We start from the raw sequence: 14,520 nt of genomic DNA on the forward strand, positions 1-14,520 counted from the left end.
CTATTTTTAGGGTAAAAAAATGGAATCTCCTGAAACCATCTGCGAATTTTGGTTTGGGACTGACCAGGATGACTTAGACGTCATCCGGCAACGCTCAAAGCTCTGGTGGTCAAAGAATCCTGACGTTGATACGGAAATCAAAGCCCGCTTCTCTAGCTATCTTGCCAAGGCTACTAATGGTGAACTAGAGGGATGGAAGCAGACGCCTCTCGGTACATTGGCCTTGATTTTGTTGACGGATCAATTCTCCCGCAATATGTATCGGGACACAGCTGAGGCTTTTGCTTATGATGAGATCGCACGAAAGCTGTGTAAGCAAGGTCTAAAAGATCGGACCGATCAATCCTTACGTCCCATACAGCGAGTGTTTTTCTATATGCCTTTAGAACATTCCGAATCTTTAGCAGACCAAGAACACTGCATTCAACTCTTCCAACGCCTAGCTGCAGAATCGAAACCCCACTTAAAAGATGGGTTTGAGCAATATATCGACTTTGCAGTTCGGCATCGAAATATCATTGACCAATTTGGCCGCTTTCCCCACCGCAATGCTCTTCTCAACCGAGTCTCCACCCCAGCCGAAATAGAATTCCTAAAAACGCCTGGGTCATCCTTTTAGGAAGTGGACGATTCAGACTATCAATCCCTCTATACAGGTTTATGAGCAAACAAATACTTACTCATAAAATGTACGTCTGTCTCAACATCCACAAAGCCCGCATCTTGAAGACGTTTGACAAGATTATCGGTACTGTAATGACGGTAATAAGGTTCATGCATCATCACAGGGAAATTATTAATCGCCATTTTCAGTTCTGGGGAATCGTCTAGCTGAATAGAATCACAAATAACAAACGTCCCTCCTGGTCGAAGAACTCGGAAACATTCGTCAATCACATTCTGGCGCGCTGGAGCGGGAAGCTCATGGAAAAGAAAAACGCTACTGATGCCATGAAAATAGTTATCTACATAGGGTAATGACTCAGCATTAGCCTGCAACAACTGCGGTAGAACGCCTCGATCTTGAGAAATGAGCCGATTCGCTTTTTGAAGATAAGTGGGTGACAAATCTACACCGTATAATGAGGCATCTGGGAAAGTACCCCGCAATTGCTTTAATGTCCGCCCAGCTCCACAGGGAACATCCAGAATACGAATCTGGTTGGCAGGAATTGAAGAGAAGGCAGCTAATCCACGTTTCAAGGGGGCGAGAATTCTGCGACGCATAGCATCTGCAGTCCCACCAAATAGAAGTTCAACTTGCAAATCATAAATTTCAGCAGATGTTTCACTCAGATAACCATCTGTTTGGTGGTGAAAATTCTGGATGTAGTATCGGGGATACCCTTCCACATCAATCTCAGGTGCAAATTCTTGAACTTTTTTTTGGTCAACCCGCTGCCAAATTTGAGGAGCATCTAACCAAACTTGAGGATATAAACGGAAAAACTCATCCCAGGGTTGATCAAAGAGAAGACTAACTGGGTAGACCCCCTCTTGTGCATCCTGCCAGTCTCTTTCTAGCAAGTCAGTTTGACGGTTGCGGACATACTCTAAAGTCTCATCATCTAGGGAATCAACCTTACCCAACCTGGGGTAGAAAGTACTTTTTAGATTTGAAAGTACTTGACGATGAACAACACCAAAAACATTCTTACCTTGTTGAATTGCCTCATAGGCAAGTTTGGCAGCAGGTTCAGCTATGGGGAGATCAAAAAGATTGGGTAAGGCTTGCATGAAACTTCATAAATCTTTATATTCCTATTTATCATAATTCATTTTGCAAAAGCGAAATAACAAAGTATGTCAAGGGTCAAAATTAGCTTATGGTGTGGTTAGCTGTGCTATTTTATGAGCCTAGCGTCGTTATTTCGTGGTCAAAACAGTTCAACTGTGAGCAAGAACGGCCGTTCGATGTCCGTGTTTCCAAGCATTAATCCGCAGCACAGTTGCACATAAGGTTTATCGCCAATAAACCGTTTCTTTCCGATACACCAGGGTATGCAAGAACTTTCCTATTTAGAAATCCCCACACCGAATACTGACGCTGTTAGACATTGGTTGCAATCTTCATATACTTCCCCATCAGGCCAAAAGGTGTCGACGCCTTCCGGTTGTCGTTTACAGTTCCCCGGACAGTCGAGCGAACTGGCTGTCGTTATCTGGTCACTGCAGCGGACCACCTATCTAAAGGTGTTTCGCTGGGGTTCTGCTCCCGTCCCCCAGGAAAAGAAACTCGTCAAAGGGTTAGAGCAAGCCTTAAGAAGCGACTTTCCCTATTACTACCCCAAGCCCCCCATCATTGACTTTGAGCAAGAATCAATCTTCTCAGCCCTGGTCAAGGATTATCCGCGCACCGTGCAATATTTTCAACGGTTTCCGAATGGTGAATATGATCTCACTCGGGCCTACTGGTGGGAGCAGCGCTGGCGCGAAGGAGTCCGCCACCCCAAACAACCCCGGCAAGTCGTATTTTCCAACCCGGAAACCAATACGCCAGAGTACGATTTAGTTTATTTGGGCGGTGCCCTTGGGGTTATTCACGCTGCAGTCATGGCTCGCTTGGGATATCGGGTTCTTCTGATCGAGCGATTACCTTTTGGGCGGATGAATCGAGAGTGGAATATCTCTCGCAACGAGTTCGCTAATCTGATTGATTTGGGACTCTTCACCCCCGCAGAGTTTGAAAGTCTGATTGCCTCTGAATATGTGGATGGCTACCACAAATTCTTTGATGCTAACAATCCCGCCCAGTGCAAAGCCCCCGTCCTAAAAACGCCGACGGTTCTCAATATTGCCATCGACTCGGAACGGTTGCTGCGGTTATGTGGTGAAAAGCTCAGACAATCTGGAGGAGAAATTTGGGATCAAACCGAATTTCAGCGAGTGGATATTGGTGAAACAGCAGCTCGGGTCCAGGCCGTCCATTTACCCAGTGGTAAAGAGACAACTGTGGCCGGGCGCTTGCTAGTAGACGCGATGGGAACAGCCTCTCCGATCGCTTGGCAACTGAATGGTGGACGTTCGTTTGATAGCGTCTGTCCTACTGTAGGGGCAGTTATTTCTGGCTTAGATCGAGAAGTTTGGGACGCCCGATACGGAGATGTTCTCAATAGTCACGGAGATATATCCCGGGGGCGACAGTTAATTTGGGAACTATTCCCCGGTAAAGGGGATGAGCTAACCTTCTATCTGTTCCATTACCATCAGGTCCATCCCGACAATCCCGGCTCTTTGCTGGAGATGTATGAGGACTTTTTTACAATCCTGCCAGAATATCGCCGCTGCAATTTAGATGATCTGAATTGGATCAAGCCCACCTTTGGCTATATTCCAGGTCACTTTAGTTTGGACAGTTCAGATCGCACTATCGCATTTGATCGGCTGATTGCGATCGGAGATTCAGCCTCTCTGCAATCTCCATTAATTTTCACAGGGTTTGGCTCCTTAGTGCGTAACCTTCCCCGGTTAACGGACTTATTAGATACTGCTCTCAAATATGATTTATTACAATCAAAACACCTCAACCAAATTCGAGCCTACCAAAGCAATGTAGCCGTCACCTGGTTATTCTCACGAGGGATGATGGTGCCCACGGGGCAACATCTGCCCCCTGAGCGTGTGAATTCCATGCTTAATACCTTCTTTGGCATCCTGGAGGAAGAAGATTCGGACGTAACCGAGGCATTTATTAAAGATCGATTTGGCTGGCTTCCTCTCAACCGGATGGCTCTCAAAGCAGCTTTGATAAACCCTGCTCTACTCCTGTGGATATGGGTCATGGTGGGTTCCAAAGACTTAATTCGTTGGCTGAGCAGTTATTGGAGTTTTACCATCGATGCCTTTGGCAATACATTGCTTCGATCCTGGTTCCCCCGGATGGTTCGTTGGCTCCAACCTTTACTTGAAGGGCGTTTCCCTCAGCTTTGGTTCAGCTTACTAGCTCGTAGTTATGCAGTGACCTATTCATTAGGGCAAGCTCGTGTAGAACAGGTACTCCAGCCACAGCCTAAATCTGAACCTGCCATCATAAAGTAGACACTAACCTAACTTTTCTCAGATATTATTCAACGGCTAAGGAATGACTGAATGGCAGATTTTTCTAGTTGATAAAATCCAAACTAGTAGAGTATTTCTAAACTGGAATGCCCTATTCACCAGCATCTTAGTTTCTTTTCTCAACAGGTAACGATGCCAGCCATAGGGTTGCAGAAATGGCAAAGAACATCACCATTAGATCAATAGTCTTACACATTTCAGGGGGCCAAAACCCTTTGAACATTGCAATTAGTAAAGCAAACTTAAAACCGATATACTCTAAAACGACAATAGCGAATCCAACAATGGGAAGATGGGCTTTCATGTAAGTCATTCCAATAAAGATTCTGAATACGGTCATACTGAATTACAACGGTCGAGAACCATAAAGGTCGACCAATTTGTACAAGAATGGCACCAGAACTATTAAGCTGATGTATCAATTGCTGCAATTCAGATGTCATTAATAATCTGACCTATTTTCTAAATAGCAACTAGTTGAAAGTCAATAATGCTGTTCTATTTCTTTGAAACAGCATTATTGTGTCATTTGATACTTAATAGGGTGGCAGAGAAAAGTCTGCCACCATTCATATTCTCTTGAAATTCAGTTACCCGTATTGTGCCCTTCGTTTTTGAAATTGTGACCTTTATAAATTAACTTTTGAGAATAGTAATGACATCTAAATAATCAACAGTTTTCAGCATTCCCACAACTCAAGCGAGACATGAGATTCAGGTATTTTTAATTTTCCTCACGACAGACAAGATTACTCTCTTTAATTCTTAACAGAGAAGGATTACTTATTAAACAAACTCTCAAATACTTGCCAAATATAAGGTTAAGAGATTATTAGCCTTGATCAAGACTAATATCACCAGCACTCCCCAAATACAGCTTAAAAAAACTAAGAACCAAATATATTAGGGCATTCAAAGATTTTACTCTTAGGCACTACTCTATATTGAGCCAGAGAGTTTTTTATTGAATCTCAATAATTCTGTCTTTCATAGATCAGCATTACTCATAATTCAGACAGAATAGGAACTAGAGCATCGTAAGTCAGCGCTATTCTTTACTAGATATCAATTTCAGTAAATATATTCACCTTTATTTAGTTCTTAGAGTATAGAAGCCTAGCCACAAAATAGTGAATACCCTAAATGCATACTTGAACTCAGATGAATACAATCAATAATTCATAGCAAACCCAATACCAAAGTAATTCCTGGCATAGATTTCTTATTATTTCACTATCAGCTTAAAGCAATCGAGATGATCAACCCATCATCTTAAGTCCTTGGAAATAACGATGGTCTTGATGCGATCGCTATCTTGTACTGGATCTCCATACTTCTTATCAATTTCAAAGGAAATACCCTTTTTAGGATAGGACCACTGCCAAGTGTTTGTGGGTGAACGCTTAGGGTTGCCGTAAGCTTCTTTGATCTGCTTGCGAGTATCCCCTAATCCAATCCCCTGTTCCGTCTTACCTTTGTAGGGGCACTTGTCTTTGATGCAATTCACACGAATCTCTTTTAAGGGCAACGCTCCTTCGCGTTTCAATTGATTAACCCGTTGTTCAAACATAAATTGAAGCCCTTGAGATTTATAGTTAAGAGTGATAATTTCCAGGCGGCCAGATGTGCATACTCCATCTTCACATTTGTGTTCAGTCAACCCTCGCACTTTCCGTTTGTAGTTCCGTCCCAACTGAGCAGTAATTTCTCTCAGTGACGTTGACCGAAGGTTAATATCGCCAAAACCGACTCCGGGTTTTAGGGTTGCATTGAGATACTTATTCTGAGTTTGAATCTGGGTAATTTCCTTACACGAGCTCATGAGGGGGATGCAAAGCAACGTAGCAAGGGATAGTAAAGATCTAGAATACGGCATCATACGGGCTGAAAACGCAGCTTAATTCATCAGGGTTAGGATGCCCATTTTTTTACTTGGATAGAGAATGGGAAGCAGCACAGAAAGTTCAGATCAACAGCCCTGCTATTGCGCGCTACAAGAAACCAGATTCAATCTAAGCCCATCTACCCTATTTTGATTCATTAAGAATAAAAGCAATACAGTCATTTCAAACAGACTTCAAGGGTGAAAAATACAGACTGAGCTAAAGCAGATAAATCATATCCACCCTCTAAACCAAATAGTATTTTGGAGGTCAGTTGGCGGCAGTACTGAGTGAAAACACCATAATCTTGGGGCGCTAAATGGATACCCGCTAACGGATCAGCAGCATTGGCATCGTATCCGGCACTGACCAACAGTAAATCAGGATTGAAGTCCTGAAAGAAGGGCATGATCTTATCTTTAAATTGCGGCTCATAATCTGCCAACGTGCTGCCTGCCCGCATCGGCAAATTCAGGACATTGCCATGCAAACCTGTTTCACCCGCCGTTCCTGTACCGGGGTAGCAAGGGGATTGATGCAGAGAGCAGTAGGCAATCTGAGCATGGGACTCCACAATCGCTTGGGTGCCATTGCCATGGTGAACATCCCAATCGAGAATGGCGACTCGCTCAATACCAGGTTGGGTGAGGGCGTAGTAGGCTGCGATCGCAGCATTGGAAAACAGGCAAAACCCCATGCCTGTCTCTTGTACCGCATGGTGCCCCGGGGGTCTGGCCAACACAAAGGCGGGGGATTGTCGGGATAGCACCAGATCAACACCATCCATCCAAGCATTCACAGCCAGTAAAGCCACTTCATAACTTTGAGGAGACACCACCGTATCCGGATCGAGATAGCCGCCCCCCGATTTAGCCAAAGATTGAACTTGCTGGATATAGTCAGCAGTATGAACGCGGTTAATCCATTCCAAAGGATCACGTTGCGTGATGGGAGTGGGCAATAACCACTGTAATTGATCGGCCCAGGAAGCTTGTTCTAGTGCGGTTTTAATTGCCGTTAACCGTTCCGGTTTTTCGGGATGGTAGGGACCTGTTAAATGTTCAAGAAAGCGATCCGAATAAACAATGGGTAGCATGTGGCTCATCCTTTGGTTATAAAGTGGGACCGAGTTTAGTGGTTTAAGAATACTGGCACTCAAGACCTCATTCAACTCCTGCACTTTAGAGATTAAGATTTTTTCAGATCATTGGTTTGAGCAGGGAATTAGTGACTTGGGCCAATCCATGCACGTATCTACAACGGGGATTCTGCTACTGCGCATGGTGAATCTGTCAGCTTTGAGTGGCCAAATTGACCAAAATTGCCATATTGCCCATTAAATTTCGCCTTTCCTGTTGTTAAGCAGCCTGGAATATTTCTTCAAGTTCACTAACACCTCTGATAAACTTATTCCTTTTATCAAGTAGAGACACGCATTCTGCCATTCGAGTACGAGATCTCAAAAAGTTACACACTTCATCCACCGCTTTGCAAAACTGATGAACTGCTTTAATCCAAGGGTAGGGTGATAGCGCTTTTTGACTGGACTGTGACTTTGCTCAATGGGATTCTCAGTGCAGGGGCGAACCTCATGCTCTACATTCTCACCCAATTCTTCTTCAATAGCAGGAGGTTAGGACGCCAAGCCATCTGTCGCGACCTTATTGGGTGGATTCTCGTGCAGGTTAGTTCGAATTTGTTCTGCAAAATGAGGCAGAAATCTTTCTTTCCAATCCCGCACGGTTTCATGGGCAAATTCAAAACCTCGAATCCAGAAGTACTCGGCCACATCCCGATAGCTATGTTTTTAGCGTACTCGGACTAGGAGAACCTGAAATACTATATTTGTAGGGACCTCAATAAAATTGAAGGGAGTGCCTATACGTTTGTTGTAACTCCTGCAACACACTTTGCATCGAAACCAAACATATCCAAGGGCAGTCTTACTCTGAAGAAATGAGACTCGGGTTGAGCGGCAATGAGGACAATCCATTAAATACAGATAGAGTATGACTCAGGGACAGTACTCAGCCTGTCAGGATGGAAGTGGTTCCTCAATTCTGGGCAATCAACCCTGACAGTTTCTTTAGCTTGATACGTCCCTTTCCTTGGCGATATTTCCTGGTTTTTTCGATCTACTGAGTTTGATTAGACCTCTTGCATAATTCAGCTAACGGCATGGTAGTGGACTAAAAGTTCAAGTCAGATCGCGGCATAAATTGATTGCGTAATACACCGTGAAATGAATATTGCAAGAGGTCTATTAAATCATATTTAGATTAATCCAAACCTTCTGGCATCATATTTGATAAAATTGGTAATGTTCCTCTCCAAAAAAATTCAGATAGCTTTAAACCAGATTCGTGTTCATTACTAAGATTAGTTGGTAAAGACCATCCAAGAGAATCATATAGACTTCTTCGGTATAAATCAAAAGTTGATTCGCAAAGACATCCAAATATCGATGCATTTTTTAGAATGCTTTGGTAACAAATAAATACTGAAATTATACTTAATGGAAATGCCCACCAAAGCCAAATCCCCCAAAAACTAAAAATGCAGCTCCAAAAAAATAACCGAGTTGAAATATATAAATCAGATCTTGCAGATTGTAGTTCAAATTTCACTTTTTCAGGTAATAATAACCAAAGGCGTGGCCAACAAACATTTGCATCTAAACCAAACCTACTTAATGTCTGACTCTCATGTGATCTTAGTATGTTACCTAACTTTGTAGGCATCAACATCATAGGATCTGTTGGGTATTGTCTTAAATTTTGGTCTAAGCGAATATAAAGTTCATGCTCATCTCTTGTCAAATTACTAAGTTCTTTCTTAACAGCTAATTGCTGCCAGTGATGTTCTGCATGACTAATCAATTTTCTTTTTCGAGCAATTAAAATCTTTTTAAGAGATTGCATGTAAATAGGCCAGTATCCCTCTAGTAATCTTAAAAGAGATAAATCGAAACTTTTGACTAAGAATGCAGAAAGTGTAATTAAAATGAAAGCAAAAATTAAAAAAATTATTTTACTAATTTCTGAATATTGATTTAGAAATAATTCAAGGGATGTTATCCCATATTTATTAATATAAGCTAATAGTCCACCAAACCAAAAAATAAAAGATGGTGCTAGAAATGAAGAAAATTGGGGGTCAGATAATTTAGATCCGATATTGTCAATAAAATTTGTAGATATCATTTAAATAGTACTAATTAACTGGTATTAATTCTCCATGCGTAGGGCATCTAGGTACTTTCTGTGAGCTATTTCTTTGGTACCAGATAAAATCGCCATATGGACAAATAAATTTCTTTGAGTCAATAAGTCCAATAGAATCAGGTAAATGATCGTATCCTTTAGATACTGCGTTTAGACTTAAAAATTCAGCTACCCATTCTTTTGTTTCTTGAAAACTAACTAATAGATCTAAAAGTTGATCGTGCTGAGGTTCTCCAGAATTTATATTTTCTACTAATTGAGCTATTTTTTTATCAATTAAATAAGTGTCTTGAGAAAATAAATTTGGAAGATGCCCTCTTATGGTACATGCACATTCAAGAATAAGTTTTGGCTCAAAATTTTTATTATAAGACATAGGAATATTATAACGATTTAAGGATAATAAATTTAATTAGATAGCTCCAGATGATTGTAGTTAAAAAAATTAAAGTATTTTGATGGGTTTGATATGTAAATTTGATATCAAAATTAATGAAGATTTTAAAAGTGATTAAAATTCAAAAATCAAGAAATATTTTGAAATTAAAATTTGAAATTAATCAAAGTAAGTTAGTTATTTATATAATCAATAGTGTTTTACTATGATATTACTGTAATATATCGTCTGTATTAGGTTGCTGCTGATTACTATCTTCAGTTGTAGTGTTATTACCTTCACTTGTTTGACTGCCATCAATAACACCTCGTATTATATTATTAATAAATAGCTCAATAAAGGTTCTAGGAATATTTATTCTAGAAGGAGGTTTAATCTCAGGTGTTTGAAAATATCTTAAGTCATTTCTTGTTTCACTAGGCCAGTTTTCCGAATCAAAAAAGCTTGAAATTTCTGGCGACTGAGAAATTTGAAGAGTATTTATTTTGTCAATTGTTTCTTGCGGATATGTATATTTATTCCCTGATTCAACTAAAATTCCTTCGCTATTTTTATAAGAGCGAATCAGTACACTTCCCAATAAAACATCAACTGACAGTGAACCCCCATTATCATTAGAATGAAAGATAGTAGCCTTTTCAGTGGCAGGATAAACAATTATACTATTAGGCTTTATGACATTTAATGAACAAACAGTTGAATTATCAGATTTAGCTTGTTGAGCTAAATCTGATATGAGTCTAAGGCCTATTTGCAAACCATTTCCTTTTGCTTTATATAATCGGTTGTTAGCGCAAGCAATAACAACAAGTAATTCTTCTTCCCTTGCAAACCAATCCCCAATACCAACTGCTTTACAATTTTGTTTTGGACCAGTTTTAAAGCATTCTTGAAAGGCTTCATTACAGGGATTCTCAAAATCTCCAAAACGGAACCACCAACCACGACCTTTTGCAGCAACAGAGCAGTATCTATAAATAGGGTTTTGATTTAAGGAAGACTGAGCTTTTAAAAAATAGCTTATTGTTTTGTTTGCAACAAAAATTTCTTGAGAAAAAACTTCCTTAGTCAAATTTCTAACATTTGTACCAAAGCTATGTGTAAATCCTGGATTAGAACATTGTCTTTGTTTTACATCTGCTGGAAGCCACCCAATAACATATCTTCCATTTTCTGCATGGCACGGGAAAAAATACTGTGTGGACTTAAGAGAAGGTCCAGCTTTCATGCCTAATGTTTGATCCTTCTGACCATCAAATACGTAGCTTATGAATGCTTCTGCCCTTGAATTACCTATCATCCATAAATACTGTCTCAAGTTTAATAGTCTAGCGCCGATTTGAAGAGGATTACGGCGCCTAAATTTGTAATCACCTAAAAACATTAAATCTGTTGATGATGGTTCAGGTTTAAAACGAGATATTTCAGCAGCATCTGCAATAGTACTAGCCTCTGCAACATCTTCAGCTACAAAGAAAAAAAGTGTTAGAAGAATACTAAATGTTAGTGAAGCAAAATTTTTTGTGTATTGAATAATCATGATTTTTTTAGGAAGAAGTTTAATGAGATAGAAGTTAATAATGCCCTATCTAAAATAAGAAGCTCATAATATCAGTCAATAAAATAAGTTATTTTATTGACTGATAATCTTAAAGCTCTTTAAGACAGAGGTTAATACGATCTTTTATCAAATAGTCAGAATTAGGATCTCCAAAAATTTGGCTTCCAAGTGTTTTTCTATTTAAAGCATTACATTGTTTAGAGACTGAACTATCTGGATCATCTTCGAGCCATACACAACCTTCTTCATTCCATAATTTCTCTATTTCTTTAATTAATCTACATGGTATTAATGAAATTTCAAGTGTATTTTCTAATCGTCCATTATTATTTAGATCAGCACCTATACCAATATTTTTATATAGAATAATATATGTTTTTTTAAGTGCCCCTTCTGTATATTGATTTTCTTCATCAGAGAATTCTGCATTTATTTTAACTTCACCATATTTTTTGTTTTTTAAATCTTTTTTGATTGCTTTAATCCGATTTTGTATAACTAATTTGGCTAACTTGTTATCGGAATATTTTGCTAGTGATACGAGTTGACGCTTTTCATTGTTATCTATTTTAAGTGAATTCGGTAGTTGATTCTGTTTGTAATCAAGTAGTTTCCATATTTCACTGTCATTTTGGATTTTATCAAGTAAAGTTGTAACCGTAGAGATACGAACTCTTCGATAATATGCCATTGCAATATTCAATTTACCATCTTCTTCATGTTGATTGGCTTGCTCAATTGTAGTTGTGAGCACTTCCAGTTGCACTGGAGTTTCATTACCTAATACCCAAGAATGAATAATACTTAATTTGAGTTGATAAGAATTCCATAATGCAAAACTAATAATAAAAATTAATGAAGCTAATGAAACACCAATTGCAATGATTTTATTGCGGTAGACTTTTTTTTCTTGTTGAATTTCTCGCAGTTTACGTTCAACTGCTTCCTTCTTTATTTGATTTTGTTTCTGTTGACTTAACTTTATATACTCTTTCCCTACTTTTGAAATGATCTCTAAGTCATTATATTTTTCTATGAAATTTTCTGCTTCAATTAATTTATTTCCTTGAAGTAGCCAAGATATATCTTTTTTTCTTCCTCCACTTTTCCATTCCATTGCAGAATATTCAATTTTTCTTGCAATCTTAATAGCATCTCTATGATCATTTATCCATATTTGAAGCCTAAACCAATATCGTATAAGTGCTTCATGAACAATATTAAGAACAACATTATCTTTTGTTTTATATGAGTCTTTTTCTAGAATAGTATCCGATACTATAAGTCTTTCCGATACCAGTGTTTGGATAACACTATCAACCAACTTCTCTGATTTTTGATAAATTACAAGTTCGTGTTTATAAATGCTTCTTCTTGTATCACTAGTGCCCTCTCCTAGTTGTGTAAGTGCTAAAAAAATTAGTTTAGCTATCTTTTTTTCTTCTGTTGAGAATGATTCATAAACTTCTTCAGCTCTATTTTCTAAAGCTTTCTTTACACCACCTAAATATACATAATTTTCTAATGTGATACGATTAGATTTCCTATGCTTCCATAGTAACTCCAGCGTATACTCTAGTAATGGTAAGCTGCCTGATTCAAGACCAAAATTGTTTATGTAGTCTGAATTTTTATCTATAAATGGCCTAGTATTTAAATCAGATGTTATCTGAACAACAAGACCTTCATCAATCCTAAGGCCAGCTTTTTCAGCTGGTTTACCTATTGCTTCCTCTAACTCTTTCATTGTTAATGGCTTGACAGAAACTAAATTATTTTGAATTCCGTCAATTAAACCACTGTAATTTTGCTCTGTACACTTCCCAAGAAAATCTGCTCTCATAACAATAATTATTAAAAGCTTATCTTTAATATATTCGAGAGCACTAAATAAGCATGAAAAGTATTTTTTTCTTTCCTGTTCGGATTCACATAATGTAAAAACCTCTTCAAATTGATCAATGATTAATACAGTCTTAACCGTATTAGAAATACTAATAATCCTTGAAAGACCCTCACTATTATTTGAAAATAAATTTTCAGCTTTACTTAGTTGGAAAGCGCGATCAATATCCGATATTCGTTTATCCACAAATGGAAGTGCTAAACTTTTAAGTGGATGATAGCCTGGTGTAAAAATATGAATTTTCCAATTCTCTGAACCTGAAATTTTTGTTCCTTTCTGCAATTGATAAGCTAATCCAGCTCGAACAACCGATGATTTTCCGCATCCAGATGGACCAATTATGGCTAAAAAATTTATATCTTTTTTCTTGATCTTACTTAAAAGCTCATCAGTAAGCTTTTCTCTACCATAAAAATATTCAGCATCACTAATTTTAAAGTGTTGTAGTCCTTTGTAAGGACATTTACCTATAGGATTAACTTCAGCAATATTAATTTCACTACCAGTCAATATTATTTCATGATTAGGATTTAACCACATCGGTTGTTGAGGTGTTTCTTTCAATTCACGATTGATATATTCAATTAGTGAATCGTTAGTAACCACCTTTCTAATACTATTTCTGTAGTTTAGTCCATTAATTATTGCATTTGTCAAAACACTATGACTTCTGTCAATTTCCTCAGAAATCTCGAATTCTCTTGATGAAGCAAGTAGAAATAGTGAGCTTCTTTTTTCTCTAACTCCTGGCTCTATATCAATAAAGTTTAATAAGCCTCCGCTATAACAGCAATCTAACCATACTATTGGTTGCTTGATTGGACTTTCGTGTAATAATCTTTGCAATGTTTGTAGAGAATATCCCCAAAAACCCTTTGAGGGATTAACATCACTAGATGCTATATATGCTTCATTAATCCCCCAATTTTTTCGTAGACCATGACCAGAATAATATAATAATGCTGTATCTGGTATGTTTTTACCTTCTGGTTTAAATAGTTGACTAATGGCTTTATCTAATTGTTCTAAATTTATCTTTTTTTGAGATGCTATCTTCCTTTTATTTGCAATGAATGGATCTATGAATTCAGGAAGACGTTTAATTCGAAAATTTCCATCATTTTGCAATACTTGCGCTATTCCTTCAGCATCTTTTGCAGGAGCATAAAGTGGTGATAAATATTCATATGTATTTATACCTATAATCAATGCATCTCTAGACATGTTTTATCATTCAAGTTTAGTAAAAAGAATATTCATTCAAAAAAATTAAGTCAATGTTAACAACTCATGGTAATTAGCCTTGTATCAATAACTTGTATCAATAAATAGATGTTTGAATGCTTCCTGTTATATATATCAATGTACATCTCAGATTTTACGCAAAAAATCTAAATTCATGAGAGTTTGCTTAATACAAATCGAAGGAAACTAAATTTTGAAGAAATTGTCAGGGATGGTTAGCCAAATTGACAAGAATTGCCATATTG

10 protein-coding genes and 1 pseudogene are annotated in these 14,520 nt (G+C 38.2%); 2 read left to right on the forward strand and 9 right to left on the reverse strand.

The window, feature by feature from the left end; translation table 11 throughout:
* Positions 1 to 19 precede the first annotated feature (19 nt).
* Entirely contained in the window at positions 20 to 619 is a 600-nt protein-coding gene (locus AM1_RS24560) for a DUF924 family protein (protein WP_012165619.1), read from the forward strand.
* A gap of 29 nt (positions 620 to 648) precedes the next feature.
* Here the strand turns inward: AM1_RS24560 and AM1_RS24565 are convergent, their stop codons facing one another.
* Positions 649 to 1,737, reverse strand: coding sequence for a class I SAM-dependent methyltransferase (locus AM1_RS24565; RefSeq protein ID WP_012165620.1), 1,089 nt, complete (start codon positions 1,735 to 1,737; stop codon positions 649 to 651).
* A 264-nt stretch (positions 1,738 to 2,001) separates the two neighbouring features.
* Between AM1_RS24565 and AM1_RS24570 the strand changes: the two genes are divergently transcribed.
* Positions 2,002 to 4,038: an NAD(P)/FAD-dependent oxidoreductase gene (locus AM1_RS24570; RefSeq protein ID WP_012165621.1), complete on the forward strand. Its 2,037-nt coding sequence runs from the start codon at positions 2,002 to 2,004 to the stop codon at positions 4,036 to 4,038.
* A 127-nt stretch (positions 4,039 to 4,165) separates the two neighbouring features.
* On the opposite strand, the gene AM1_RS24575 is transcribed toward AM1_RS24570, so the two are convergent.
* The 8 genes and pseudogenes from AM1_RS24575 to AM1_RS24605 all read right to left on the reverse strand — a co-directional run bounded on the left by AM1_RS24575 (position 4,166) and on the right by AM1_RS24605 (position 14,254).
* Positions 4,166 to 4,363 carry a hypothetical protein gene (locus AM1_RS24575; RefSeq protein ID WP_012165622.1) on the reverse strand — a complete coding sequence of 66 codons (198 nt, stop codon included), beginning with the start codon at positions 4,361 to 4,363 and terminating at the stop codon, positions 4,166 to 4,168.
* A gap of 963 nt (positions 4,364 to 5,326) precedes the next feature.
* Positions 5,327 to 5,881: a hypothetical protein gene (locus tag AM1_RS24580; RefSeq protein ID WP_012165623.1), complete on the reverse strand. Its 555-nt coding sequence runs from the start codon at positions 5,879 to 5,881 to the stop codon at positions 5,327 to 5,329.
* A 239-nt stretch (positions 5,882 to 6,120) separates the two neighbouring features.
* Positions 6,121 to 7,038: a histone deacetylase family protein gene (locus tag AM1_RS24585; RefSeq protein WP_041660453.1), complete on the reverse strand. Its 918-nt coding sequence runs from the start codon at positions 7,036 to 7,038 to the stop codon at positions 6,121 to 6,123.
* A 262-nt stretch (positions 7,039 to 7,300) separates the two neighbouring features.
* Positions 7,301 to 7,935: pseudogene (locus AM1_RS44675) on the reverse strand (DDE-type integrase/transposase/recombinase).
* 286 nt (positions 7,936 to 8,221) lie between these two features.
* On the reverse strand, positions 8,222 to 9,145 hold the full coding sequence (locus AM1_RS24595) for a hypothetical protein (RefSeq protein WP_012165627.1): 924 nt from the start codon (positions 9,143 to 9,145) through the stop codon (positions 8,222 to 8,224).
* A 10-nt stretch (positions 9,146 to 9,155) separates the two neighbouring features.
* On the reverse strand, positions 9,156 to 9,542 hold the full coding sequence (locus tag AM1_RS41225; RefSeq protein ID WP_148215822.1) for a hypothetical protein: 387 nt from the start codon (positions 9,540 to 9,542) through the stop codon (positions 9,156 to 9,158).
* A 232-nt stretch (positions 9,543 to 9,774) separates the two neighbouring features.
* Positions 9,775 to 11,103 carry a hypothetical protein gene (locus AM1_RS24600; RefSeq protein ID WP_012165629.1) on the reverse strand — a complete coding sequence of 443 codons (1,329 nt, stop codon included), beginning with the start codon at positions 11,101 to 11,103 and terminating at the stop codon, positions 9,775 to 9,777.
* A gap of 109 nt (positions 11,104 to 11,212) precedes the next feature.
* Positions 11,213 to 14,254: an nSTAND1 domain-containing NTPase gene (locus AM1_RS24605; protein WP_012165630.1), complete on the reverse strand. Its 3,042-nt coding sequence runs from the start codon at positions 14,252 to 14,254 to the stop codon at positions 11,213 to 11,215.
* Positions 14,255 to 14,520 lie beyond the last annotated feature (266 nt).

Origin of the sequence: Acaryochloris marina MBIC11017 (assembly GCF_000018105.1) — a bacterium.
In the GTDB taxonomy this organism is placed as follows: domain Bacteria; phylum Cyanobacteriota; class Cyanobacteriia; order Thermosynechococcales; family Thermosynechococcaceae; genus Acaryochloris; species Acaryochloris marina.

Coding starts and splice junctions, on each gene's coding strand:
- AM1_RS24560 (WP_012165619.1), top strand. CDS start 20: ATGGAATCTCCTGAAACCATCTGCGAATTTTGGTTTGGGACTGACCAG.
- AM1_RS24565 (WP_012165620.1), bottom strand. CDS start 1,737: ATGCAAGCCTTACCCAATCTTTTTGATCTCCCCATAGCTGAACCTGCT.
- AM1_RS24570 (WP_012165621.1), top strand. CDS start 2,002: ATGCAAGAACTTTCCTATTTAGAAATCCCCACACCGAATACTGACGCT.
- AM1_RS24575 (WP_012165622.1), bottom strand. CDS start 4,363: ATGAAAGCCCATCTTCCCATTGTTGGATTCGCTATTGTCGTTTTAGAG.
- AM1_RS24580 (WP_012165623.1), bottom strand. CDS start 5,881: ATGAGCTCGTGTAAGGAAATTACCCAGATTCAAACTCAGAATAAGTAT.
- AM1_RS24585 (WP_041660453.1), bottom strand. CDS start 7,038: ATGCTACCCATTGTTTATTCGGATCGCTTTCTTGAACATTTAACAGGT.
- AM1_RS24595 (WP_012165627.1), bottom strand. CDS start 9,145: ATGATATCTACAAATTTTATTGACAATATCGGATCTAAATTATCTGAC.
- AM1_RS41225 (WP_148215822.1), bottom strand. CDS start 9,542: ATGTCTTATAATAAAAATTTTGAGCCAAAACTTATTCTTGAATGTGCA.
- AM1_RS24600 (WP_012165629.1), bottom strand. CDS start 11,103: ATGATTATTCAATACACAAAAAATTTTGCTTCACTAACATTTAGTATT.
- AM1_RS24605 (WP_012165630.1), bottom strand. CDS start 14,254: ATGTCTAGAGATGCATTGATTATAGGTATAAATACATATGAATATTTA.